We start from the raw sequence: 24,675 nt of genomic DNA, 5'->3' as shown, positions 1-24,675 counted from the left end.
CTGAATCAAGGTCAGGATTGGGAAAACACGTTTTTCCTATTCTTCGTCCTCTGATTTTGCCAAATCCTGGGCAACTTTCGGATTGTTCAACAGATTTTCAATATGCGCGGCTTCATCAAAGCTTTCGTCGGCGAGAAACTTGAGCCGAGCGGCATATTTCATCTTCACGCGGCTGGCGACCTGCTTTTGAAAATAAGCGGTGTTGGTTTTAAGAGCTTTGAGCACATCTGCTTCATTGGCGCCAAGCAGAGGTTTCACGAATATCGTGGCGTGGCGCAGGTCGGGAGACATGCGCACTTCTGTGACGCTGACACTATGAGAGGTCAGCACGTCATCATGCACTTCCCCGCGCATTAAAAGCTCCGACAGGATATGGCGAACCTGCTCTCCTACGCGCAACAGCCGTACCGAGCGGCCTTCAGGAGAAGTGTCATTATATTTTGCCATTATTTTACCGTCGGTCCAACTTTAGCCGTAGATGTTGCCTTTACTAACAGGGCGCCAGTCTCATCATAGAGCTGTGCCTCAAGAAAAGCGATGGTCCGCCCCAAGCGGACAAGCTGCGCTTCTCCGTAAACCCGCCCCGGCAGAACCGGTTCGATATAGGTCACGCTCAAATCCAAGGTCAGCGGCGCATTTTCGCCGCCTGATTGCACCAGCACCGGGATGCCGATCACTTCATCAACCATAGCCGCGACAAAACCGCCCTGGATGGTGCCGCGCGGGCTGGTAAAAGCCTGCGGCGCGTCAAATCGCATCCGGACGGTACCGGTTTCCTTGTCCGCCTCCAGAATCACCGCGTTGACCGCTTCGGAACAGGGCGGGCGTTTAAAACCCAAAATGTCCTCTTGCTTCAGCGACTCAACCAATTCTGTTCCCCAGAAAGACGTGTCGGCCGTCAAAGAACGCGTTCTTTCTCTTCAACCTCAAAGACTTCCAGCATATCGCCAGGTTTGATATCATTGGTATCTTCGAGCACCGCACCACATTCCATACCCGCCCGGACTTCGTCGACATCATCTTTGAAGCGGCGCAAGGACGCGATGGTTGTTTTGCTCACGATCACATCCTCCCGGGTGAGACGCGCATGCAATCCTTTGCGCAGCGCGCCTTCGGTAACCAGCAGACCCGCAGCCTTGTCGCGCTTGCCCGATTTGAAGACTTCCTTGACTTCGGCACGGCCCATAACATTTTCGATCTTCTCAGGACCCAGTTCGCCGGCCATTTCGGCTCGAATATCGTCGGTCAGATCATAGATAATGTCGAAATATTTCAACCGCACACCGTCCCGCTTGGCAATTTCCCGCGCTTTCGCGTTGGGCCGGACATTAAAGCCGATAATCGGCGCTTTGCTGGCGCTCGCCAGGGTAACATCGGACTCGGTGATCGCGCCCACACCGCTGTGCAGAATGCGCACTTTAATATCGTCATTGGATATCTTGTTGAGCGCTTGCACAATCGCTTCGGTACTGCCCTGAACATCCGCTTTGACCAGCAGCGGGAATTCCACCGCACTATCAGCCGCCGCTGAGAACATGTTTTCAAGGCTCGTCGGCGCCTGCGTTGTCCGCTGCAATTTTTCTTGCTCGGCCCGATAGGTCGCCACTTCACGTGCCCGCGATTCATTTTCAACCACGGTCAAAATATCACCTGCAGATGGGACACCGGAGAGACCCAGAACTTCTACTGGCGTAGACGGCCCGGCTTCTTTTGGCTGGGCGCCTTTATCATCGATCATCGCCCGCACTTTACCTGTCTGCGAACCGACCACGAAAATATCCCCGCGCTTCAGCGTTCCGCGTTGCACAAGAACCGTCGCAACCGGACCGCGCCCTTTATCGAGCTTGGCTTCGATGACAATGCCTTCGGCCGGACGATCCGGACGGGCTTTCAATTCGAGCAATTCCGACTGGAGGTGAATTTTTTCGATCAACTCTTCCAGGTTGGTCTTCTTAAGCGCTGAAACTTCCACATCCTGCACATCACCGGACATGGCTTCAACAATCACTTCATGCTCAAGCAGGCGGGTCCGTACCGTGGTCGGATCCGCTCCCTCTTTATCGATTTTATTAATCGCGACAATCATCGGCACATCAGCGGCCTTGGTGTGATTAATCGCTTCAATGGTCTGCGGCATTAAACCGTCATCCGCAGCCACAACCAAAATAACAATATCGGTCGCATTAGCCCCGCGCAGCCGCATGCTGGTAAAGGCTTCATGGCCCGGTGTATCAAGGAATGTCACCTTTTCACCGGATTTCATTTTGACCTGATAAGCCCCAATATGCTGGGTAATGCCGCCCGCTTCTCCGGCAACCACATCGGTGCCACGCAGCGCGTCCAGCAATGAAGTTTTGCCGTGATCGACATGGCCCATAATCGTAACCACAGGCGGCCGCGGCTTCAGTGTTTCTTCCGGATCGACATCTTTTTCGGTATCAATTTCAACATCCGCTTCGGACACACGCTGGATATTATGACCAAATTCCTCGACCAATAATTCTGCAGTATCCTGATCAATGGTTTGATTGACAGTCACCATGGACCCCATGTTGAACAGGGATTTGACCAGATCCGCCCCTTTTTCACCCATGCGTTTTGACAATTCCTGCACGGTAATCGCTTCCGGAACGATCACGTCACGCACTTGTTTTTCACGCGGTTCGCGAGGCTGACCAGCCATTTGCGCCCGTTTTTCTTTTTCGCGCGCGCGTTTCAAAGCGGCTAGCGAACGCGCCCGGGCGGCCCCATCTTCACCGCGCAACGCCCGGTTGACGGTCAATTTGCCCGATTGCCGGCGATCGCCACGATCGCTCCGTCCGGTTTTTGGCTTTTGCTTGGGCTCTGGGCGCTTTGGCGCTTCCACTGGCGTAAATTTACGCGCGGGGGGATGATCCTTGCCGCCGCTCGGCGCAGGCTTGGCTTCCGCCGTCTCTGCCTCTGGTTCGGCTTCAACAGCGGCTGCAGCCGCCGCAGCCGCTTCTTCAGCAGCTTTAATTTCTTCCTGAGCTTTTTTCGCAGCTTCTTCTTCGGCTTTACGCTTTTCTTCTGCGCGCTTTTTCTCTTCCGCGGTTTGGTCTTTCTTCGCTTTGGTATCGCGTTTGCGCGCTTCTTCCATAGCGGCCAAACGCGCTTCTTCAGCTTCGCGCAGCAATTTTGCCTGCTTTTCCTGACGCGTCAGCACATCTTCTTGCTTCGGCTTGGCTTTGGCCGCAGGTTTCTTTGCTTCAACCGGCGCAGGCGCGGGCGCGGGTACCGGAGTTTCCGGTACAATCTCTTTGGCCGCTTCCTGCGCTGCAGGTTTGCCGACCAGTTTCCGGCGCTTCACCTCGACGACGACTTTATTCGTCCGCCCGTGGCTAAACGTCTGTTTGACTTCGCCAGGTTCAACCGAACGCTTCAGTCCCAAAGGCTTGCGTGCAGGCTTGGCGGTATCTTTATTATCTTCACTCATCGAACAGACTTATTCCTTAAAAAATTCATTACTTCAATATATTAACTGATCTACTTGTGATCAGTTCACGCCACTTTCCTCGCTGCCGCAGTGCCGCCGTCACCTTTATCAGAGCCGATAAAGTGGCACCATCGATCCAGCATGTGCGATATCCGCCCCGCTGCGCGCTTATCCGTTATCCCGATATGCACGACGTTCTGACGGCCCAATGCCACAGAAAGGGCCTGTCGGTCCACCGGCAATATCCGACCGCGCATATCTTGCCCTTCGCGGTCACTGCCGACACGCCAGGCTTGATCCAGTTTTGAAGAACCGTCCCGTCCAGCATCCAAAGCGTGCAACAGCAAAGTAAGGTCGCCTTGCCGGGCGGCGGTTTCGATTTTCTCTGACCCGGTCAGCAGCATTCCGCTGCGCGATTCCAATCCCAACCTGTCCAATGTGGCCCGTTCCAGCGCCATTTCAAGTTGCTGGGCGAGATTATCCGGAATATCAAGCTTTCCGGTTTTAAAGGCGCGGGACAAGGCGCCTTTTAACGCACCGCTTGTTTGGGCTTGCTCAAACTCGCTTCGATCCACGCTGATCCAGGCACCACGTCCCGGAGCTTTGGCCCGCACATCTGGCGCAATCCGATCATCCGGCCCAAGCGCCAAACGCAACAAATCTTCCTGAGGAAGACTTTCCCCAGTCAATATGCATTTTCGATGTGCTGCGCGATCTAAAGGTTTAGAAGGCGTCTCATTGGGGAGCTTCCGCATTAGCGTCCTCCCCTGTGTCCGCAGCTGGCGCCGCGCCTTCATCTTCGTCTTCGAACCAGTGCGCCCGAGCGGCCATGATAATCTCATTCCCCTGCTCTTCGGTGAGACCAAAGCTGGCCAATACGCCATCCGGTTCTGGCTTACGATTATCATTGCGCCGACGCGGTTCTGCTTTGCGTTTCAGTACCAGTTCATCGGTCGCCAAATCAGCCACATCGTCCAAAGTTTTGAGACCGGCCTTACCCAAGGTGACCAACATGGCTTCAGTCATGTGAGGCAATTCGGCAATCGCATCTTCGACGCCCAATTCTGTCCGCTCGGCCTTAGCGGCCGCTTCCCGGCGTTCCAACGCTTCCAGCGCCCGGCTTTGCAGCTCAGCAGCCAATTCATCATCAAAACCTTCGATATTGGAAAGTTCTTCTGGTGCGACATAAGCCACTTCTTCAAGCTCGCTAAAGCCTTCAGCAACCAGCAATTGCGACAGCGTTTCGTCCACATCCAAATCTTCCTGGAACATAGCTGTTCGCACGGCAAATTCTGCCTGACGTTTCTCGCTACTATCGGCTTCGGTCATGATATCAATCGCGAGGCCGGTAAGCTGAGAAGCCAAGCGCACATTTTGTCCACGACGGCCAATAGCCAGGCTGAGTTGATCATCAGGAACAACCACTTCGATACGGCCTTCTTCTTCGTCAATCAAAACGCGGCTTACCGTTGCCGGTTGCAAGGCGTTCACAACAAAGGTCGCGATATCGTCGGACCATGGGATAATATCGATTTTCTCGCCCTGCATTTCCTGCACGACGGCTTGAACCCGACTGCCCTTCATACCGACACAGGCGCCAACCGGATCAATCGAGCTATCCTGGCTGATCACGCCGATTTTGGCTCGGCTTCCCGGATCGCGAGCAGCCGCTTTAATTTCGATAATGCCGTCATAAATTTCCGGCACTTCCTGCGCAAACAAGAGTTTCATGAAATCAGGATGCGCGCGCGAAAGGAAAATTTGGGGTCCGCGATTTTCGCGGCGCACATTCATAATCAACGAACGCACACGATCGCCAACCCGAGCGGCTTCACGCGGAATTTGCTGATCCCGACGAATAACGCCTTCCGCCCGTCCCAAATCGACAACCACATGGCCAAATTCTACAGATTTGACCACGCCAGTGATAATCTCGCCAGCGCGATCTTTAAATTCGTCAAATTGCCGCTCACGCTCGGCGTCGCGCACTTTTTGGAAAATAACCTGTTTGGCAGATTGTGCGTCAATGCGTCCCAAATCAACAGCGGGCAACGGATCGACGATAAAATCACCTAGCTTAGAGCCTTTTTCCAGCTTGTCGGCCTGCTTCAGATCGACTTGCTTGAAATAATCTTCAACTTCTTCGACCACTTCAACGACACGCCACAAGCGCAAGTCACCAGTTTGCAAATCCAATTTGGCGCGAATATCATTTTCCGCGCCATAGCGGGCCCGAGCGGCTTTCTGGATCGCTTCTTCCATGGCTTCGACCACGATGGTCTTGTCGATCATCTTTTCTGATGCAACCGCATTGGCAATTGCGAGCAATTCAGCTTTATTTGCAGAAATGGCACTGGCCATGATTAATCTTCCTGTTCTTCGTTTAGAGGTTCTTCTTCAATTTCATCCGCGCCATCCGCTGACACTGGAATGGATGCAGCGATCAGCGCGTCGGTAAGAATCAACTTTGCACTATGCACATTCTCTATGGCGGTCGTTTGGCGTCCTGCCTTGCGATCGTCAATTGCTATTATCTCACCATCAATGCCGTCAAGCAAGCCGCGCAGCTGTTTCTTCCCTGAAACAGCTTCAATGACGTTGATTCGGGCCTCATGCCCTGCCCAATTCGCATAATCTTTTGCGCGGGTTAGCGGCCGATCAATGCCCGGTGAGCTGACTTCCAGCCGATACGCATCCTCAATGGGATCGCGCCCGTCTTCTTCCAGCACATCAAATTTTTCTGAAATGCGCCGCGAAAGCGCTGCGCAATCGTCAATACCGAGTTGGCCCGTCTCTGGACGTTCCGCCATGATCTGCAAGGTCGGGTCATCCGCACCAGAGATAAACTGCACACGCACCAGCTCAAAACCCAAAGCTTCCGCTTCCGGTTTGATCAGGTTCACAATGGCAGTCATATCAGTCAAAATTGGTTCCAGTATAATGCAAAACTCTTTTGCGCCGGCCCCGTATGGCGCCAGCCCCTTCAAAATCTCACAATGTTGGGATGCATGCTATTTAGGGATTGATTTCCAAATTTGCAACGTCTTAATTTTGGAGGTCGTTCGACGCATTGAACAACCAGCTTGCTAGACCCCATGCCAAGAACGCACCGATAAATTGAGCAATGATGAAACCGGCTATATCAGCTGGTGCAATTCCGGCAAAGCTGTTTGAAAACGCGCGGCCCACCGTAATCGCCGGATTGGCAAAGCTGGTGGAGCTAGAGAACCAATAGCCGGCGGAAATATAAAGCCCGACGGCTGGCGCAACCCATTCAGGGCGAAAGCGCACCGTTCCCAAAATCGTGAACAACAGCCCAAAGGTCGCGATCAATTCGCTTAGCCATTGGCCGCCGCCGGTTCTGGTTTTCTCGCTCAGCTGAAAAACCGGAAGCTCGAACATGATATGGGCGGCCCATACTCCGATAAGACCACCGACTAACTGCATGATGACAAATAGAACACCCAATTTCGCAGACAATTCTTTGCGCAGCACCATCACGAAGGTGACGGCGGGATTGAAATGCGCTCCCGATATCGGTGCCAATATCGCGATCAGCACGAATAATATAGCGCCAGTAGCCAATGTGTTTCCGAGAAGTGCGATCGCGACATTCCCGCCTGCGAGATTTTCCGCCATAATCCCTGATCCAACGACGGTGACGAACAGAAAAAAGGAACCCAATGCTTCGGCGGCAAGCTTTTGCGCCTGATTAAAGTCAACCATTTATCGTCCTTAACTTCAACAACAACGCATCGATCGATCGGCTTGCGCTTCGCTCGCGACATCGGCCGCTTGTTGCCCATTGGAAATGGCAGCGACATCCGGGATTTGGCCATAATGGGTCACTTGCCCTTCGGTGTAGAAAGCCTCCCAGATCAGGCCATCGGGATCCTGGGTCCAATTTTTCTGAGAAGCGGCATAGCAGCAAGTGGTATCGCCCTCTTCCAACAAGGGTCCGGCGGCCGCGCGAATATTCTCATAAACGCCGTTTAACTCCTGCGGGTTTTCAGCCTGCAGTCCAACATGAGCAATGCCGGTGTCGCCATCAGTCGGTTCGATCGAAAAATTGATAAACGGGTCATCGAGCATCCATTTTATATAATCCGGCTTGGCCATGGTTGGAGGGACGCCGAAAAGTCGGGCATAATAGGCCTGGGACTTTTCCATATCGGACACTTTCAAATTGACGTGGAATCTTTTCATATGCTTATCCTTTTTAACATTGAGAGCCTTTATCGAGCGGCGCGCAACCGTCACCTTCGCAACAATTTTCCAACAAAAAGGCGATGAGCCGGTTCATCGCGGTAAAATCGGCGCGATAGATGATCGACCGGCCGTCCCGTTCATCCTGCACCACGCCGCCGGCTTTCAAATGGGATAGATGGAAGGACAAGGAACTGGCTGGCAAGGCCAGACTTTTGGCGATTTGACCCGCGGGAAGACCGCTATGGCCGGCTTGCACCAGCAATCGAAAAATAGCGAGGCGATGCTCTTGTGCGAGCGCAGACAGGGCGCTGACCGCCGCTTGATTATCATTCGTTTCCATATTTCCAATAATATCGAAATATTAAAGCAAAGTCAAGTTGCACGGCAATATCGCCAACTTTTCATCCCCTCGCGCTAAACCGCGACCACATTGTAAATGAGCTGCACCATATAGAGAAAGAGCAAGATCGCCCCTTCCCACCGGCTAATTTTTCGCCCCGTCGCAGCGAAGAGCATCAGCAAAAGCGACGCTGCAATCAGCAAGGGCAAACCGTAATTGGTAATTTCAATCGGGATACTCCCCGGCGAAATAACCGCCGTCACCCCGCCGATGAGGAGCAAGTTAAAAATATTGGATCCCAGGACATTCCCCAAAGCAACCGCACTCGCTCCTTTGTAAGCGGCGATGATGGAAGTCACCAGTTCGGGCAAAGACGTTCCGATGGCGATTACAGTCAATCCAATGACGGCTTCACTCATCCCGATTATAAAAGCGATTTCCACGGCGCCCTGCACCAGCCAACGCCCGCCAGCAACGATCATCACCATACCCACGAGCAGGGTTAAAATTGAACGCCAAAGCGGTTGTTCATCATGCAAATGAGTGTCTGCCACTTCGAGCGATTCTGCCTTTTCGTGCAGCGCGCTCGCCCCAACAGGCTGGGTTTTCTCTGCCCAATAGGCATAGCCCAGATAGGCCAATAGCAAGGTGAGAAAACCAAATCCGACCGCTATTGTAATCCCCGATGTTCGAGCGACTATCCACAATCCTATAGTGGCGATCAGAGCCAAACCTCCATCCCGCCACAACGGCCCGCGGGGAACAACCATCGGTAAAATTAAAGATGCGGTACCCAAGATCAACAAACTGTTCGCGAGATTGGATCCAACCACATTGCCCCAAGCGATTCCAGGAGAACCTGATCTAGCGGCTTCAACACTCGCCACAAGCTCGGGCGCAGAGGTGCCAAAACCAACAATTGTTAAACCGATCAGCAATTGCGACATACCCGCACGTTCGGCCACACGAACGGCTCCGCGCACAAGCAACTCGCCGCCGACAATTAGGACAACAAAGCCAACTAATAACGTGAAGGAAGCGATCAGCATCGAATATCAGATCAGCGATCTCGCCGGCCGAGCAATCGAAGTCTGAGAGCATTTAACTTGATAAAACCTTCGGCATCCTTTTGATCATAGGCCCCGGCATCATCTTCAAACGTGACCACATCTTCACTGTACAGATTAAAGTCGACGTCCGCTTTGCGGCCAACCACATTGACCGATCCTTTGTAGAGTTTCAGTCGCACCGTCCCGGTTACTCTTTCCTGACTTTTATCTATTGCAGCTTGCAACATTTCCCGCTCAGGCGCGAACCAAAAGCCGTTATAGACCAATTCCGCATAGCGGGGTGCAAGCTCATCTTTCATATGCGCGGCGCCGCTATCTAGCGTTAGCTGCTCAATACCGCGATGCGCAGCATGATAGATTGTGCCACCCGGGGTTTCGTACATTCCGCGAGACTTCATTCCGACAAACCGGTTTTCCACAAGATCGAGACGGCCAATGCCATGTTCCCGGCCATATTCGTTTAATTTTTCAAGCAAAGTTGCGGGACTCATGCCAACGCCATTAATGGCAACACCATCACCACGTTCAAAATCGATCGTGATATATTCTGGCTTATCTGGCGCATCTTCTGGATGGTTGGTCCGGGAATAGACATAGTCCGGCACCTCTTCCCAAGGGTCTTCCAATATTTTGCCCTCAGATGATGTGTGTAGCATGTTTGCATCGGTCGAAAACGGAGCCTCTCCACGCTTGTCTTTTGGGACCGGAATTTGATGCTGCTCAGCAAACTCAATCAGCCTTGTTCGACTGGTCAAATCCCATTCGCGCCATGGCGCGATAACTTTAACATCGGGATTAAGGCCATAATAACCCAGTTCGAACCGGATTTGATCGTTTCCTTTACCAGTCGCGCCATGAGAAACGGCATCCGCGCCGGTGAGTTTGGCAATTTCAATCTGACGCTTTGAAATAAGAGGGCGCGCTATCGAAGTACCCAATAAATACAGGCCTTCATAAAGCGCATTCGCTCGCATCATCGGAAAGACATAGTCTTTCACAAACTCTTCTCGCAAATCATCGATAAAGATATGCTCAGGCTTCACGCCCAGCGTTTCAGCGGTTTTACGAGCCGGTCCGAGTTCTTCCCCTTGCCCCAGGTCAGCGGTAAAGGTCACAACCTCACAGCCATATTCCTGTTGCAGCCACTTCAAGATGACACTGGTATCAAGTCCTCCGGAAAAGGCCAGAACCACACGCTTGACGGAATCGCTCATGATAAAACTTTCGAAAATGGAATATGCCGCGCGCCTAACAGGCTCCCAATTTCGACGCAATATGATATACAGGCCTTGGAGGAAGAAAACATGGCTACTGCAGAAAATAAAACAAAAGCAAATGACGCCGATGTGGCTGCATTTATCGATGCGGTGGAACATGATGGGCGCAGACAGGATGCTTTAGAACTACTCGATATGTTCACAGAAATAACCGGTGAACAGCCAAAAATGTGGGGAGAGACCATTATCGGCTTTGGCAGTTATCACTATAAATATGATTCCGGGCGAGAAGGCGATATGTGCCGGTCTGGCTTTTCACCGCGAAAACAAAATCTCAGCCTTTATGTGCTGAGCTGCACCAGTGACGATGAAAATAAAGCTAGACAGAGCGAATTGCTCAACAAGCTCGGACCGCATAAACGCGGGTCGGCCTGTCTCTATGTTACACGACTGAATCGGATTGATCGTACCATTTTGGCGGAACTCATTGCATTTGACAAAGAAGCGATGGATAAAAAATATCCGCGCTAGCGCCGAACAGATTTGATCAGCTGCGCAACGTTTGCTCTGCCAATCCGATATAATCCCGCGTTATCGGTAAGCTATGGCGATTACGGCTGAATTGGATTTGGTAATTGCACATGCTCCCGCTTTCAAAAGCTGCCGTCGCTCCCGCCAGATAAAATGTCCAGAGCCGGAAAAACCGCTCATCATAAAGTGCAATAATGCGGTCCCTATTGGCGACCGTACGTTTATACCATTCCCGCAAGGTCAATGCATAGTGCAAGCGCAGCGTTTCAATATCCGTAGCCATTAATCGAAAATGCTCGCTCGCTTCGACCGTCTCGCTCAACGCTGGGATATACCCTCCTGGGAAAATATATTTTCGAGTAAAGGCATCGGTTGTACCAGGTTTACCCATTCTCCCAATAGTATGCAAAAGCATGACACCTTGGTCGGTCATCAAATTCGCAGCGCTGCGGAAAAATGTCTTAAAATTGGGTGTTCCAACATGTTCAAACATTCCGACAGAAACAATTCTATCATATTGACCTGCATCGCGTTCGGCCAAGTCGCGATAGTCAATTAGTTCAAATTTGACCTTGTCGGCTACTCCCTCTTTTTCAGCCCGTTCCTGCGCGACTTTGAGCTGCTCTTCACTCAAGGTTATTCCGAGAATTTCAACGCCAAATTTTTGATGCAAATAGAGCGCCATACCGCCCCAACCACAGCCGATATCTAGCACTTTTTGGCCTGACCTTAAATCCAGCTTCGCAGCGATATGCGCCTTTTTGTCCAATTGCGCTTGCTCTAAACTGTTGCCCGGATCAGTCCAGTAAGCACAGCTATATTGCATGTCTTGATCGAGAAATAATTCATAGAGATCCCGACTGAGATCATAGTGATGCGCGACATTGGCCTTCGATCGATTTTGCCCGTTGATGCGATCCAAGCGGCTCGCGACCAGATCTTTTACTTTTTTGAAAAAGCTAGGATCATGGAGTTTTCCTCCACGCTCCCATCGCCGGTTAGCGCGCAGGAGTTGAATAAGTTCCATTATGTCGCCTTGCTCCATAATAAGGCGACCATCCATGAATGCTTCAGCGGCACCCAAACGGGGATCCAGCAAAATCTGCCTCATTACACCCGCGTCCGCTAACCGAACCGCCACATCAGGGAAACCCGCTTCGGTTTGACCAAATTTTTCGGTCGTTCCGTCCGGTTGAATTACTGCGATCGTGCCGCTTTTAATTATGCTTCCTAGAAAGCGACCCAAAATGGACATTCATTACTCCTCAGTATTCAAACTTGAATTCAACAGGTCAAATTCCTGCATACCATTCATAATCGGCGACATCTTCCCAATATCCGCCTTTGCCAGCGCCGATTGAAGCCAGCGATGAAACAGCTTCTATTTCGGTGACATATTTGGCGTGCTTATAACCCAATTGCCGCTCCACTCTCAGCCGAAGAGGCGCACCATTTTCAATCGGGACTGCTTCACCATTGAGCCGATGCGCCAAAATTGTCTGCGGATGAAATGCATCCAGCAAATCGATGCTTTCATAATAAGCGCGGCCGCCAAGCTTGTCCGCGCAATGAAAGACCAAAAATTTTGCTTTGTCCTTTAACTGCGCAATATCCAGCAAAAGTTTGAGCGGTACACCCGTCCACTGACCGATTGCGCTCCAACCTTCCACACAATCATGACGCGTTATTTGCGTGCGTTGGGGCATGGCTTGCAAAGCGGACATGGAAAAAATTTGTGGTTTGGTAAATTCACCGGTCAGACGCAGCTGCCAGTTAGCAAAAGCTTGAGCCGCGCTCGCGGCATAGTCAGAAGTTCCCGGATCCCGGGTACCGTTTGCCCGAAACTTGGGAGACAAATCTTTTATAGTATATTCACTGGCCAATTCCATTCGATCGCCTAGCGCTCTTTGAATCAGAAAATTTGCATCTTCCGCGCTGGCTAGAATATTTTGAAAACTGGAATTCCGGCTCAATGCATCACAACCCGTAAGCAGCCCACCGGCGCCCAATGCTGCGCTGGTGACCAAAGAACGCCGCGTTAGTAAACTACGCATTTGTCTCTCCCGGATTTTTTCCTCCGGTGACCATTGCCCAAGTGTTTTTGATCGGCCCAGATAAAAGCAAACTGATCATATGAACAAGAAAGAAGAGCAACAATACCAGCATTCCAATGAAGTGAAGGGAACGCGCCGATTGACGCCCTCCAAAAATATCTGTCAAAAACGGCCAGTTGGCATCCATGGCGGGAGACATCGCCAAACCAGTTAATATCATCAGCGGCAACACGATAAAAATGATCACAATATATGTGATTTTTTGAAGAATATTGTAAATGTTTCCGGGCTCCGAAGGGTGAAACCGGAGCCGCAGATGATTTTTCAAATCGCTCCAAATATGCGATGGCCGCCATTCTTTTGCTGATATATGCAGATCATTTTGAATATGCCGATTGTACAAGGATCGGAGCATGAACAGGCCCAATCCAATGCTGAACAGCCAGGCAAAGAAAAAATGCCAGCGTCGCCCTTCGGCTAAGCTATAGTAGGAAGGAATAGTTGCCCAGCTGGGAAAGGCCCAGGTCTGGATTTTCCCATTATCGTCTCGCCAGTTGCCGATGACGCCGGTTGTTTCAAATTTGGTTTCGCCAATCCGAATATATCCCAGCGTTTGCGATGATCCGACGGCCGCCCATGCGTGATCACCCACAGCCCCATATTCACCCCAATAAAGCCGGGGATGTGCATTAAAAATCGTCAATCCACTCATTATCAAAACGAGCAGACACAGCGCATTTATCCAATGCCACAATCGCGTTGTCAGGCGGTGGCGCATTGGCCTTTTTTTCTGTGGTTCGCTCATTGTGTTTTGCATTCTAATCAGTTGTTCGCCAAAAGAAAGTTAGTCGTTACACGGCCCAGAAAAGAAAACCGCCAAAATCCAATTTCATCGCATGAGAAACGAGGATTCCATGACCGATCAACGCCAAGTCATTCAAGTGGATCCAGACGCGCTTGCGCCCTATGCTATTGCGCCCGGATGGCGGGTCGGAGATTTGCTGTTTCTTTCCGGCCAGGCGGCCATCGATGATAAGGGCAATATCATTGGACCGCTCGACATCGAAAAACAAATTGCGCAGACTTTTGCCAATATCGATCGAATATTAGAGGCCGGTGGAAGCCGTCGTGAAAAAATTGTGAAAGTCACAATCTATCTGACCGATATGTCCCATTTTCCGCAAATAGTCGAGGCGCGGAAAAAGTATTTCTCTCCGCCTTATCCCGCAGATACAATCGTTGAAGTAAATGCCTTGGCCTTGCCCGAGCTGTTGATTGAAATTGACGTAATTGCCGCGGTTTAGCAATAAATTCAGCCCAGCGCCGCCTGCTTTTCTTCGGCTAGGCGGTCCAGTTCAGCACGGCTTTTCTTTTCGCTCGCCGACTTTAGTTGGCCGCATGCAGCCATAATATCGCGTCCTCTTGGTGTGCGAACCGGTGCGCTTATGCCTGCATTAAAAATAATCTTCGAAAAGGCTTTTATCCGTTCCGGTGATGAACATTCATAGGCAGAACCCGGCCAGGGATTGAAGGGGATCAAATTCACTTTGGCTGGAAGATCATATTTGCGGAGCAAATTCACCAATTCCCGGGCATCTTCATCACTGTCATTCTTGTCTTTCAACATGACATATTCGAAAGTGATCCGCCGCGAGTTGCTCGAACCGGGATAATCCGCGCAGGCTTGCAACAGCTCTTCAATCGAATATTTGCGATTGAGCGGCACGATTTCATCGCGCGTTTCTTTGTTCACGGCATGAAGGGAAATGGCGAGATTGACGCTAATTTCTTCGCCCGCCCGCGCAATCATCGGCACCACGCCACTGGTTGAGAGAGTGATCCGCCGACGTGACAGCGCGAGCCCGGCGCCATCCATAACCACTTTCATCGCGTCACGGACATTGTCAAAATTATAAAGCGGTTCCCCCATTCCCATGAGAACAATATTAGTCAGCAATCGCCCATCGGATTTATAAGCTTGATTATATTCTTTGGTATTTTCAGCTTCGTCTTCATCATCCGCGAAATCCATCACACCTTTGGGCCATTCTCCCAAAGCATCGCGGGCCAACATTACCTGTCCAACAATTTCACCCGGGCTCAAATTTCTGACCAAACGCATGGTCCCCGTGTGACAAAAGCGGCAGTTAAGCGTACAACCGACTTGCGAGGAAATGCACAAAGTACCGCGATCCTCGTCAGGAATGAAGACCATTTCATAATCTTGCTTGTCCGCAGATCGCAGCAACCATTTACGGGTTCCATCTTCGGATAAGTGGGCCTCGACAGTTTCAGGACGGCCGATCACAAATCGTTCGGCCAGCCAAGGCCGCAACGTTTTGCTCATATCCGTCATCACCGAAAAATCGTCAATGCCGCGATGATACATCCAGTGGAATAGCTGCTTGGAGCGCAACTTTCCTTGTTTTTCATCCAAACCGGCCTGCACCAAGACATCCCGAATTTCGAGAACGCTCAATCCAATAAGGTCGACCCGTCCATCATCACGGGGCGTGACTTTCGCGGGAAGCGGGACGGGATCAATATGGCCGGGAATCTGCATGAAGGCGCATATAGGGTGGCCTCGCTGCAAATACCAGTCATCTGAACCGTTTCAATATTGCGGCATGGCAAAGCGCCAGAAAAAAAGTTGGATCTGTGGGTTCTCCAATCTTTCAATCACGGACAAGAACGAGCCTATCTCAAACGAGAGCAGCCCAATGATGCCGCATCTATCGCTGTGGCGGCACCCCGCAGCAGATAAGCGTCGACAATTGGCCTACCATCGCGCCCCGTGCTTTCAATCGTCATACTGTTCGCAGATCGCAATGCCGCAATAATTGCAGCATCCATTCTCCTGTCCTGAGACCAGCCATCAGAGCGATTGGCGGTCAATTGAAAGCGTCGTCCGCCGACGCCAACAATCACCCGGCTATTGGTGGAACGGTCGCGGCTCAATCGGACATGAAATTGCGCACGGATATTGCGCTTTGGCCAAAAACCAACCGAGGCATAGGATTTCCTTTCCGCCTTGCCGGTGATTTCTTCTGATTCCGCAATCGCATAGCAGCGCGGCACATCCATATCACGGAAAGCGCCCCAACTGTTAAAAATGCCCAAAGAGTCTTTTGCAACCGCTGGAGAAACAAGGAAGAAAGCGCCAAACATCAAAAGGAATAGAGACCGTGTCACGCCTTTTCTCCTTCCCCCATGCCCAGATATATGATCGTTTCGACGCCATCGACAATCTCAACCATTGATCCTTGCGGCAAGCTTTCAGCCATCGGCGCTGCGATCAATTCCATGGCCGGTTGACCGGTTAACAATCCCCGCAACACCCGGCTGGTCATGCCATGGCTAATGAGCAGCATGTCACGGTCGAATTTCTGATCGGCAATCCATGACGAAAGACGAACAACAATATCTGCGTAATTTTCTCCATCTGGTGCCGTGGTCAGAAACAAGCCTTGTTCATGGTCAATTTTTAACTGTCCGCCCAATTTCTCATAATAAACGCCTTCCCATTGACCCATATCTATTTCGCGCAAACGAGGATCGGAGATATTGCCATGCCAATCGACCTCAATATGCTCACAGACGACGGACAAGGTCTGTAATGCACGCCCGGTATCCGAAGCTACAATATCTAAGGCTGAAAATCCGTTCAGATGGCGCGCCAGAGCCCGGCCCATTTCGTCGGCCTGAGCAAATCCCCTGTGAGTCAAAGGTGTATGCGCGTCATTGCCTTGAATGCGGCCAGCAAGATTGAAAATCGTCTCGCCATGGCGAGCAATGAAAAGGCGCTTTCCATTGGTAGATAAATCGGCGCTTAAACTGCTCATATCTATAGTCTATTTCGTCCCTGTTTGGCAAAATTACCGATTTCTGTTGGCTGGTTTAACGGCATTATTGCTTTTTTCCACAGATTTTCACCGCAATATCGATCTTCGCTTCGGTATCGGGCTTGCCCTATCGGTTGATATTGTTAATGAAGCGGTGACTATCTGTGTTTGTGACGGAGTCTCTGCGCCGTCCTGTAAGACAGCAATAGGAGCGATAAACATCGCTCGGGGACAGAAATAAAGGACGGTTTATGAAAGCGACAATTGAACGCGCAGCACTGCTGAAAAGTCTGGGCCATGTCCAGTCGGTGGTTGAGCGGCGCAACACGATCCCTATTTTGTCCAACGTCTTGATCGAAGCCAGCGATGGAGGTGGCATCAAATTAATGGCTACCGACCTTGATTTGCAAGTTGTCGAGACCGTCGATGCGCAAGTCGACACAGCGGGCTCGATTACGGTCTCCGCGCATACATTATTCGATATTGCCCGCAAGCTGCCTGATGGTTCGCAAGTCCAACTCGACGCCGCGGATGGAAAAATGAAGGTAAATGCGGGACGCGCACGGTTCAATTTGCAAACCCTGCCGCGTGACGATTTCCCGATCATTGCAGAAGGTGATTTGCCCACCAGTTTTGAATTGCCCGCCGCATCGCTCATTCAAATCATCGACAAAACCAAATTTGCCATTTCAACGGAAGAAACCCGTTATTATCTGAACGGAATTTTCTTGCACGTGCAGGACGAAGAAACACCAGTTTTAAAGGCCGCCGCAACAGATGGACACCGGCTTGCCCGGGTAACTCTCCCTCGGCCTGCTGGTGCAGAAGGCATGCCTGATGTTATCGTTCCGCGCAAATGCGTGAATGAGCTGCGCAAGTTGCTCGATGAAAATAACGAAGCGTCTGTCCAAATTGATCTGTCGGCGAGCAAAATCCGCTTTACACTGGGTACGGCGGTTCTCACCAGCAAGCTTATCGACGGCACTTTTCCTGATTACACCCGGGTCATCCCAACCGGTAATGACAAGATTCTGAAAATCGATCCCAAAAGCTTTGCTCAAGGCGTTGATCGGGTTTCCACCATTGCCACCGAAAAAACCCGCGCAGTCAAAATGGCGCTGGGCGAAGACAAAATCACGTTATCTGTCACATCGCCAGAAAACGGAACAGCGGCAGAAGAAGTGCCCGGAGCCTATGCCGAGGATAGCTTCGAGATCGGCTTTAACTCGCGCTATTTGCTAGATATTCTGAGCGAAATTGAAGGCGACAATGTTGAACTGCATCTCGCTGATTCCAGCGCGCCAACATTGATCCGTGAAAATGACAAAAGCCCGGCATTATATGTACTCATGCCAATGCGGGTATAACTGATTTTTGAGCGCCAGATATCGAGTATCGCTTAATGGGCGTGTCGATCGACGAAAATTTGATATTTGCCCTGTTCCCGATATTTTTTATCGGTCTGTGGCTAGGCATCGTTTTACTAATCGCGAAAACTTCAGGTTGGAGCAAGCTTCAGGATCGATTTCCCGACCGACATGATATGGCTTTGCTTGCCATGCGCTCCCAATCCGGAATCATGGGTGGAGCAAAAATGGGAAAGGCCAAATTTTCGGGTTGCCTGAAGCTGGATGTTTGCCGCACGGGCTTGCGTGTTTCCGTTTGGAAAATATTCGGTCCCTTTCAACGCCCCTTTTTTGTGCCTTGGAGCCAGATAGACATTTCCGAAGATACTTTTTTGCGGCTCAAACGCTATCGCTTTGGCTTTGGGACGCCAGAAGTCGGATATCTTATTTTGGGAGCGAGAACCGCTCAGAATATCGCTTCTCAAAGCCCGATTGAGATCACCTAAACGAAAATTCGGGGCTGGAAAACGCAGAAGATCCTAGTATAGGGATTTGCGTTCCATGCCCCCTATTTCTCTTTCTCCTTTGCCCGTAAGCGGCAGATACGCATCGATGATTCTTGCCATGCTAGCCCTGGTTTTGTCAGCATTGGCACCACAAGGTTTCATGCCTTCACATACGGCCAATGGCTTCTCCATTGAGCTCTGTTCTGGCCATTCTAACCGAACGTTAGCGATCGCGAATGACCACCCGGACTATGACCTTCTCGCGTTGGTTTACGGAGAACCAGAACACCATCCCGTTTCGGATGATGAGCAGGACAAATCCGTCTGTCTCTTCGCGGCCGGATCAGGAAATGGTTTCAGCGCAAGCGGCCCGGAAATGGCGAGATTAAACCTCTCCTTTTCTCCTTACCATGGTGAGATACAGCGCTTTTTTTCTCACCGAAATCGGATTAATATTCCCCCAGCGACTGGACCACCGGCGACAGCCTGACACCAAATATTATCGTTCTCGGGCTTTTTCGAAAGCCGAACATCAGACTGTTACAGGAAAAATTTATGAAATATTCGCTTTGTACAGGCGCGATCCTTGTCGCCTGCTTTACACCTGCCGCATTCGCTCACGATGTGCGCGCCGATGATCATGCACCAATTGGTGTCATGGCCGACCACGCGCACAAGAAAGATGAATTCATGGTCTCCGTTCGTCACATGCATATGGAAATGAGCGGCAATCAAATAGGATCAGACGGCATAACTCCAGAGCAAACCGTGACCTCCATACCCAATCGATTTGTTGGTTTGCCCGGTCAGCCGGCCACTTTGCGTATCGTCCCGACATCGATGCGTACGGATATGACCATGGTTGGAGCAATGTATGCACCAACGAATTGGGTCACACTGGTCGCCATGGGTAGCTATGTCCAAAAGGAGATGGAGCACAGTACTTTTGCGGGTGGGACCGGCACCAACGTGCGCGGAAATTTCACCACTAGTCCAGAAGGTTTCGGAGATATCACCCTTGGCGGTATTTTCCCTGTACTTGGCATTGCTGACCGCAAAAGTGCCGAGCAACGGGAACTGAATATCCGTGCAGCCGTTTCGATCCCCACCGGTTCGACATCTCGAACGGCTCAAATCTTGACTCCCATGGGTACGGAGCCGACAGTCCGCGTTCCATATATGATGCAAATTGGTTCAGGAACCTGGGATTTTAAACCAACGGTAACGTACAAAAGTTGGCACGGCGCAATCGGTTTGGGATCACAATATTCCGGAACCATTCGCACAGGTAAAAATGACCAAAATTACCGAATTGGCGACGTGCACGAATTGACCACGTGGTTTAGCTATCGCCCAGCGCAATGGCTTAGTCTTTCTGGCCGCGTCAAGGCTCGGTCAACGAGTAAGATTGAGAGTATTGATCCGATGATCATCGGCCCGGTTCAAACGGCCAATCCCGATTTTCAGGGCGGCGAGCGGGTCGACGTGATTGGTGGCATCAATTTGGTCAGCACCCATGGTCCATTGGCCGGACACCGGCTGGGTGTCGAATTGGGCGCACCCGTCTATCAAGACTTAAACGGTCCTCAAATGACCGGAGATTGGATGCTTACCATTGGCTGGCAAAAGTCATTCTAACGGAACGGAAAAGGCGCTTTGCACCAGCAGCGGCTGCAGAGCGCCTCTCTTTACCGGCCAAAGCCAACGCCAGAATACCAATAAATAATCGGATAGCTAATCACGATGGCCAGAAATACCGATGAAATCCCCCAAGGAACCAAATGAAATTTATCGGCTGCAACCAAAGGTAAAACAAAGATCAATAACCAGAGGCTTTTGTAGAAAATCTGGACTAGAATAATCGGCGCAAAGAAACGGGGAGCAAATAAACCCGCAGCCGACCCAATTAATATCGCCGACCATAAGCTCCCGACAAGCAGACGAAGGCCTGCAGATTCGTCGACTTTTCCTTCAAATACGCTTGCCACGCCGCTTCCGAAAAACATATTCCAGCATATCGGTAGCAAAATCAGGATGTTGGCAAAATAGGCCAGCCTGAGCAGACCAGCTTCGGCAAACATTGCTTATTCCGCCGCTTCCAGCATTGCGACATTTTGTGGACCGCGGATTAATCCGCCCGGTCTTTTGTCCGTTACAACGCCGGCCTTAAAGGTCACCTGCCCGGATTTCACTGTATAGTCATAGCCATCAGCCTTTTGCAGCAGACGTTTGCCGCCTGCAGGAAGATCGAACGCCAACCAAGGTTTGCCGAGTTTAAGACGATCCATATCAATCACATTGACGTCGGCCAGATAGCCCGGTTTTAAAAGCCCACGGTCATTCAATCCATAGAGCCGCGCCGTGTCGAGGCATTGGCGTTTTACAGCATTTTCTATGCTGATCTTTCCACGTTCGCGGTTCTTGACCCAATGTTCGAGCATGAATGTCGGACTAGCAGCATCGCAAATGGTTCCGCAGTGTGCACCCCCATCAGACAGGCTGTTTACGGTATCATCGGCATGCTGCAAGGGGTGCAAAAAGTCGAGATTTCCGTCGATATAATTGAGGATAGGCAAATAGATCAAACCTTTGCCATTGTCGGACATTAACAGATCATAGGCATATTCGGCTGGCGTGATCCCAGCAGCATTGGCCCGCGCATTGATACTTTCCTCGGTCGTTGGTTCGTAATTAAAGCCATCATCCATTTGAAAATGCATCGCCCAACCATCGGTGACGATAAATTGCACCGGCGCCATATCCACGTTTTCCGCTGGAAGGCTGGTCTCAGCCAGAATTTTTGCTTTAAAAGCTGGATCACAAAGCCGCGCATATTGCTCTTCCCAGGGCAATTCGGCAATTTCTTCCCAACTTGGTTTGCGAACAAACGGATGGACCGTACCCTGCCAAGCCATGATGATACCATTGCCGCGCAACGCTATCTGGGCCACGATATTGGCTCCATTGTCATTTTCTGCCCGCATATTCGCAATTTGCTCTTCCAACGGTTGATCTTTAGCGATGGATTGCAGCGCCGCAAAAGTAACGGGCAGCCCGGTTTCACGGCTGAGATCACCCATCCAGCCAAATTCATCCCATTCACGGTTCAAGTCGCTGGCCATTTCAAAAACGCCATAGCCCACACGGCCCATTGCGCGGCCAATGCCGATCAATTCTTCCTTGGTAGCCGTTGTTCCGGGAACCAGTTCGCCATCAACGGATCGATGCAACACCGTGCGGGACGTCGAAAAACCCAGAGCACCGGCTTTCAATCCCTCTTCGACAATTTGAGACATTTGCGCGACATCATCATCGGTTGGTACGGCGCCGGGCTTCTCTCGGTCACCAAGCACATAAGCGCGAATAGCACCGTGCGGAACATGCGTGGCCACATCAACGGTGCGTGGTAATTCTTCCAGCGCATCCATATATTCCGGAAACGTTTCCCAATTCCACTTCATGCCTTCGGCCAGGGCTGTTCCGGGAATATCTTCCACGCCTTCCATGAGACCGATCAGCCAATCATGTTTATCCGGCTTGGCCGGCGCAAAGCCTACGCCGCAATTGCCCATCACAACCGTCGTGACTCCATGCCAACTGGATGGAGCCATTTCATCATCCCAGGTCGCTTGCCCGTCATAATGGGTATGCACATCAACAAAGCCAGGAGAGACAATCTTCCCGGTGGCATCAATTTCTTCCCGTCCTGAAGCCGCCACATCTCCGACGAGAGTCACTCGATCACCATCAATGGCGACATCCGCAACAAATGGTGTGCCTCCGCTGCCATCCACTACTGTTCCACCGCGAATTACCAGATCATGCATCGAGTCTCTCCAAATAATTTTCTGTTGAATAGCAGATTTAACTGGATGGTTAAACCCATCTGCTGTTAAACTTCACAGATGACACAAGCACCTTCTTGGGATCCCGATCCGGACAGCGGCATCACTATCCGCTGGATCGAGGCCAATGATCAGATTTTCGAACTCGCGGAAGCGGGGGAAGGTTCCAAGCTAGCGCTATGCCTGCATGGCTTTCCCGAACTACATTTTAGCTGGCGGTTTCAGATTCCCGATTTGGTGGAGCAAGGTTATCGGGTTTGGGCACCGAATATGCGCGGTTATGGCGGCTCGAGCAAACCGGTGGAAATACGCGACTATGCGCTGGATAACTTATGCGCCGATGTCGCAGCTCTCATCGATGCCAGCGGAGCCGAAGATGTCACGCTGATCGCACATGACTGGGGTGCGATTGTCGCCTGGGCCTTTGCAATCGAGAAAATGCGTCCGTTGAAAAAACTGGTCATCATGAATGTTCCTCACCCGATGGTGGGTCAACGCGAAATCAAATATTGGCGGCAGTTTCGGCGCAGTTGGTATATTTTCTTCTTTCAAATCCCTTGGCTTCCCGAATTTCTAATGGCACGCGGCAAAGGCACGGCGATTAAAAAAGCCTTTGCCAACATGGCATTGGATCAGCGCAATTTTTCTGATGAAGCGTTAGAAGTTTTTGCCCAAGCAGCGATGCGGCCAGGATCGTTAAAAGGGATGATAAACTATTATCGCGCTTTGTTGCGGCACAGCGACACAATCGATATTGCTGACAAATCACTCGACACACCGACTTTGATGATTTGGGGCGAAGAAGACAGCGCGCTCAACATCAAATGTACCGAAGGCACCGAACAATGGGTTGAAAATTTCACACTACACAAACTGCCGGGCGTTTCTCACTGGGTGCAGCAAGAAGCGCCAGACCGCGTCAATAAAATATTGCGCAATTGGCTATCCTAAGGTTTGCGAGCAGCAATCATCGCCTCAATATCGGTAAATTTCTCTCTCGGTGCTCCGATTCGCGCATTAGCGACCTCGGCCTCTTCGATTTTTTTCCAGTCCCGGAAGGTAACCGCTTCAACCGCGCGGTCATTGAACAATTTGTTCAATCCATCGCGTCCAGCTTTTCCTCCACCGTCACCAATATCTTCCGCAACCGTTTCAATAATCGCAAAACCGTCAGGCTTGTTTGTGCCAATTGTTCCAGTCGGTCCGCGCCGCGCCCAGCCCACGCAATAAAGACCGGGTGAGATCCGTCCGTCGACATTGGCAAAGCGGCCCTGCCCTTCATCATAAGGCACATTGTCAATCGGCGGGGTCCGATAACCAATACAGCTAATCACCACAGAACAGTCTAATGAATATGTTTCGCCGGTGGCTTGCGCCCGCATTTCATCATCGAGCTGCGTTTTCTCGACAATTATCTTCTCCACCTTGCCATCGCCTTCTATCGCCACTGGCATTGCAAAAAAATCAAACTCAATCGCAATGGGTTTGCCGGTTTCTTCACCGCTATTGGGTAAGAAGCTGCGCAAATGACCAACAGATTTTCGTACACCCGGCTCCAGTGCAGCGTCCTCTTCTTCGGCTGGAAAATCCTCCGAAGCGGCAATTGGAACCGCGCGATCCAAATGCCCTAACTCCCCCAATTCCTTAGGCGTCATAGCAATTTGATAGGGACCGCGTCGACCCAGAAAAGTAATTTTCTCAATTTTGCTATGGCGCAATTGGTCGAGCGCATGCGCCACAATATCACTGCCGGCGAATTCGTCTTCGGTTTTCGATAAAATGCGCGCTACATCGAGTGCAACATTGCCGTTTCCGATAACGACAATCGACTTGCCATCAAGCGGAGGATTAAGATCAGCAAAATCGGGATGGCCATTATACCAACCGACAAATGCGGCGCTGCCAATGACGCCCGGCAATTCACTACCAGCAATTGTCAAAGGCCGATCATTGGGTGCTCCGGTCGCCAATATTACCGCATCATATAATGATCGCAACTCCTCGATACTGACATCCGTACCGACGGTAACATTCCCGACAAAATGAACATTTTCGCCGAGAGCCGTTTTTTCATACCGGCGCGATACCGCTTTGATTGACTGATGATCTGGTGCCACGCCTGTTCGAATTAGTCCGAAAGGAACAGGCAGCCGGTCAATAATATCGACCGTAACATCGTCCCCATATTTCTTTTGCGCTGCTTCAGCGGAATAATATCCGGCCGGTCCGGATCCGATTATCGCGATATGCCGCATGCGCTT

Annotated in this window: 27 protein-coding genes; 7 read left to right on the top strand and 20 right to left on the bottom strand. The window is 51.0% G+C overall.

The genetic code is table 11. The annotated features are described in order from the left end of the window. Positions 1 to 36: 36 nt before the first annotated feature. From rbfA to ABJU74_RS00450, 11 genes are all read right to left on the bottom strand, one after another. Entirely contained in the window at positions 37 to 447 is a 411-nt protein-coding gene (gene rbfA, locus ABJU74_RS00500; RefSeq protein WP_348385603.1) for a 30S ribosome-binding factor RbfA, read from the bottom strand. Next, the gene (locus ABJU74_RS00495; protein ID WP_348385602.1) at positions 447 to 902 is read right to left on the bottom strand and encodes a PaaI family thioesterase; all 456 of its coding nucleotides are present in this window, start codon (positions 900 to 902) and stop codon (positions 447 to 449) included. Before ABJU74_RS00495 ends, rbfA begins: the two co-directional genes overlap by 1 nt. Next, a complete protein-coding gene (gene infB, locus ABJU74_RS00490; protein ID WP_348385601.1) occupies positions 899 to 3,454 on the bottom strand; it encodes a translation initiation factor IF-2 in 2,556 nt (851 codons plus the stop codon). Before infB ends, ABJU74_RS00495 begins: the two co-directional genes overlap by 4 nt. A 65-nt stretch (positions 3,455 to 3,519) precedes the next feature. Further along, a complete protein-coding gene (locus ABJU74_RS00485; protein WP_348385600.1) occupies positions 3,520 to 4,209 on the bottom strand; it encodes a DUF448 domain-containing protein in 690 nt (229 codons plus the stop codon). Next, positions 4,190 to 5,815 carry a transcription termination factor NusA gene (nusA, locus tag ABJU74_RS00480; RefSeq protein WP_348385599.1) on the bottom strand — a complete coding sequence of 542 codons (1,626 nt, stop codon included), beginning with the start codon at positions 5,813 to 5,815 and terminating at the stop codon, positions 4,190 to 4,192. The genes ABJU74_RS00485 and nusA overlap by 20 nt, the downstream gene beginning before the upstream one ends. Before the next feature lie 2 nt (positions 5,816 to 5,817). After that, the gene (gene rimP, locus ABJU74_RS00475) at positions 5,818 to 6,369 is read right to left on the bottom strand and encodes a ribosome maturation protein RimP (protein WP_348385621.1); all 552 of its coding nucleotides are present in this window, start codon (positions 6,367 to 6,369) and stop codon (positions 5,818 to 5,820) included. Between the two features lie 130 nt (positions 6,370 to 6,499). Then, on the bottom strand, positions 6,500 to 7,180 hold the full coding sequence (locus ABJU74_RS00470; RefSeq protein WP_348385598.1) for an MIP/aquaporin family protein: 681 nt from the start codon (positions 7,178 to 7,180) through the stop codon (positions 6,500 to 6,502). 15 nt (positions 7,181 to 7,195) lie between these two features. Beyond that, positions 7,196 to 7,660: a VOC family protein gene (locus tag ABJU74_RS00465; protein ID WP_348385597.1), complete on the bottom strand. Its 465-nt coding sequence runs from the start codon at positions 7,658 to 7,660 to the stop codon at positions 7,196 to 7,198. A 13-nt stretch (positions 7,661 to 7,673) separates the two neighbouring features. Then, positions 7,674 to 8,003, bottom strand: coding sequence for a helix-turn-helix transcriptional regulator (locus ABJU74_RS00460; protein WP_348385596.1), 330 nt, complete (start codon positions 8,001 to 8,003; stop codon positions 7,674 to 7,676). Positions 8,004 to 8,077: 74 nt separating this feature from the next. Further along, entirely contained in the window at positions 8,078 to 9,052 is a 975-nt protein-coding gene (locus ABJU74_RS00455; RefSeq protein WP_348385595.1) for a calcium/sodium antiporter, read from the bottom strand. An 11-nt stretch (positions 9,053 to 9,063) separates the two neighbouring features. After that, positions 9,064 to 10,287: an argininosuccinate synthase gene (locus tag ABJU74_RS00450; RefSeq protein ID WP_348385594.1), complete on the bottom strand. Its 1,224-nt coding sequence runs from the start codon at positions 10,285 to 10,287 to the stop codon at positions 9,064 to 9,066. 90 nt (positions 10,288 to 10,377) lie between these two features. Between ABJU74_RS00450 and ABJU74_RS00445 the strand changes: the two genes are divergently transcribed. After that, a complete protein-coding gene (locus tag ABJU74_RS00445) occupies positions 10,378 to 10,821 on the top strand; it encodes a DUF1801 domain-containing protein (RefSeq protein ID WP_348385593.1) in 444 nt (147 codons plus the stop codon). 16 nt (positions 10,822 to 10,837) lie between these two features. On the opposite strand, the gene ABJU74_RS00440 is transcribed toward ABJU74_RS00445, so the two are convergent. The 3 genes from ABJU74_RS00440 to ABJU74_RS00430 are packed head-to-tail and all read right to left on the bottom strand — an operon-like array spanning position 10,838 to position 13,653. Next, positions 10,838 to 12,076 carry a cyclopropane-fatty-acyl-phospholipid synthase family protein gene (locus ABJU74_RS00440; protein ID WP_348385592.1) on the bottom strand — a complete coding sequence of 413 codons (1,239 nt, stop codon included), beginning with the start codon at positions 12,074 to 12,076 and terminating at the stop codon, positions 10,838 to 10,840. A gap of 37 nt (positions 12,077 to 12,113) precedes the next feature. Continuing rightward, the gene (locus tag ABJU74_RS00435; RefSeq protein ID WP_348385591.1) at positions 12,114 to 12,875 is read right to left on the bottom strand and encodes a molybdopterin-dependent oxidoreductase; all 762 of its coding nucleotides are present in this window, start codon (positions 12,873 to 12,875) and stop codon (positions 12,114 to 12,116) included. Continuing rightward, on the bottom strand, positions 12,868 to 13,653 hold the full coding sequence (locus tag ABJU74_RS00430; RefSeq protein ID WP_348422585.1) for a cytochrome b/b6 domain-containing protein: 786 nt from the start codon (positions 13,651 to 13,653) through the stop codon (positions 12,868 to 12,870). The genes ABJU74_RS00435 and ABJU74_RS00430 overlap by 8 nt, the downstream gene beginning before the upstream one ends. 136 nt (positions 13,654 to 13,789) lie before the next feature. Here ABJU74_RS00430 and ABJU74_RS00425 point away from each other — a divergent pair, with 136 nt between their 5' ends. Continuing rightward, positions 13,790 to 14,179 (top strand): RidA family protein, encoded by a 390-nt coding sequence (locus tag ABJU74_RS00425; protein WP_348385589.1) that lies wholly within the window; start codon positions 13,790 to 13,792, stop codon positions 14,177 to 14,179. 8 nt (positions 14,180 to 14,187) lie between these two features. On the opposite strand, the gene rlmN is transcribed toward ABJU74_RS00425, so the two are convergent. The 3 genes from rlmN to ABJU74_RS00410 form a co-directional block, all read right to left on the bottom strand. Next, positions 14,188 to 15,438, bottom strand: a complete 1,251-nt coding sequence (rlmN, locus tag ABJU74_RS00420) for a 23S rRNA (adenine(2503)-C(2))-methyltransferase RlmN (protein ID WP_348385588.1) — start codon at positions 15,436 to 15,438, stop codon at positions 14,188 to 14,190. Between the two features lie 134 nt (positions 15,439 to 15,572). Further along, positions 15,573 to 16,067 (bottom strand): hypothetical protein, encoded by a 495-nt coding sequence (locus tag ABJU74_RS00415; protein WP_348385587.1) that lies wholly within the window; start codon positions 16,065 to 16,067, stop codon positions 15,573 to 15,575. Further along, positions 16,064 to 16,717 carry a histidine phosphatase family protein gene (locus ABJU74_RS00410; RefSeq protein WP_348385586.1) on the bottom strand — a complete coding sequence of 218 codons (654 nt, stop codon included), beginning with the start codon at positions 16,715 to 16,717 and terminating at the stop codon, positions 16,064 to 16,066. The genes ABJU74_RS00415 and ABJU74_RS00410 overlap by 4 nt, the downstream gene beginning before the upstream one ends. A 251-nt stretch (positions 16,718 to 16,968) precedes the next feature. Here ABJU74_RS00410 and dnaN point away from each other — a divergent pair, with 251 nt between their 5' ends. The 4 genes from dnaN to ABJU74_RS00390 all read left to right on the top strand — a co-directional run bounded on the left by dnaN (position 16,969) and on the right by ABJU74_RS00390 (position 20,207). Beyond that, positions 16,969 to 18,084 (top strand): DNA polymerase III subunit beta, encoded by a 1,116-nt coding sequence (gene dnaN / locus ABJU74_RS00405; protein WP_348385585.1) that lies wholly within the window; start codon positions 16,969 to 16,971, stop codon positions 18,082 to 18,084. 35 nt (positions 18,085 to 18,119) lie between these two features. After that, positions 18,120 to 18,569 carry a hypothetical protein gene (locus ABJU74_RS00400; protein WP_348385584.1) on the top strand — a complete coding sequence of 150 codons (450 nt, stop codon included), beginning with the start codon at positions 18,120 to 18,122 and terminating at the stop codon, positions 18,567 to 18,569. A 55-nt stretch (positions 18,570 to 18,624) separates the two neighbouring features. Beyond that, the gene (locus ABJU74_RS00395; protein ID WP_348385583.1) at positions 18,625 to 19,059 is read left to right on the top strand and encodes a hypothetical protein; all 435 of its coding nucleotides are present in this window, start codon (positions 18,625 to 18,627) and stop codon (positions 19,057 to 19,059) included. Between the two features lie 65 nt (positions 19,060 to 19,124). Then, positions 19,125 to 20,207, top strand: coding sequence for a transporter (locus ABJU74_RS00390; protein ID WP_348385582.1), 1,083 nt, complete (start codon positions 19,125 to 19,127; stop codon positions 20,205 to 20,207). A gap of 50 nt (positions 20,208 to 20,257) precedes the next feature. Here the strand turns inward: ABJU74_RS00390 and ABJU74_RS00385 are convergent, their stop codons facing one another. Further along, on the bottom strand, positions 20,258 to 20,650 hold the full coding sequence (locus tag ABJU74_RS00385) for a hypothetical protein (RefSeq protein ID WP_348385581.1): 393 nt from the start codon (positions 20,648 to 20,650) through the stop codon (positions 20,258 to 20,260). A gap of 3 nt (positions 20,651 to 20,653) precedes the next feature. Further along, the gene (locus ABJU74_RS00380) at positions 20,654 to 22,396 is read right to left on the bottom strand and encodes a D-aminoacylase (protein WP_348385580.1); all 1,743 of its coding nucleotides are present in this window, start codon (positions 22,394 to 22,396) and stop codon (positions 20,654 to 20,656) included. 78 nt (positions 22,397 to 22,474) lie between these two features. Here ABJU74_RS00380 and ABJU74_RS00375 point away from each other — a divergent pair, with 78 nt between their 5' ends. Beyond that, complete coding sequence (locus tag ABJU74_RS00375; protein ID WP_348385579.1) at positions 22,475 to 23,365, top strand: alpha/beta hydrolase; 891 nt, start codon at positions 22,475 to 22,477, stop codon at positions 23,363 to 23,365. Here the strand turns inward: ABJU74_RS00375 and ABJU74_RS00370 are convergent. Next, positions 23,362 to 24,669, bottom strand: a complete 1,308-nt coding sequence (locus ABJU74_RS00370) for an FAD-dependent oxidoreductase (protein ID WP_348385578.1) — start codon at positions 24,667 to 24,669, stop codon at positions 23,362 to 23,364. The two genes, ABJU74_RS00375 and ABJU74_RS00370, sit on opposite strands and share 4 nt — an antisense overlap. Positions 24,670 to 24,675: the final 6 nt, after the last annotated feature.

Source organism: Parasphingorhabdus sp. (assembly GCF_039982415.1).
Classification (GTDB): Bacteria; Pseudomonadota; Alphaproteobacteria; order Sphingomonadales; family Sphingomonadaceae; genus Parasphingorhabdus.
Note: the sequence above shows the minus strand (reverse complement) of the source record. Positions and strands in the feature narration are given on the sequence as shown.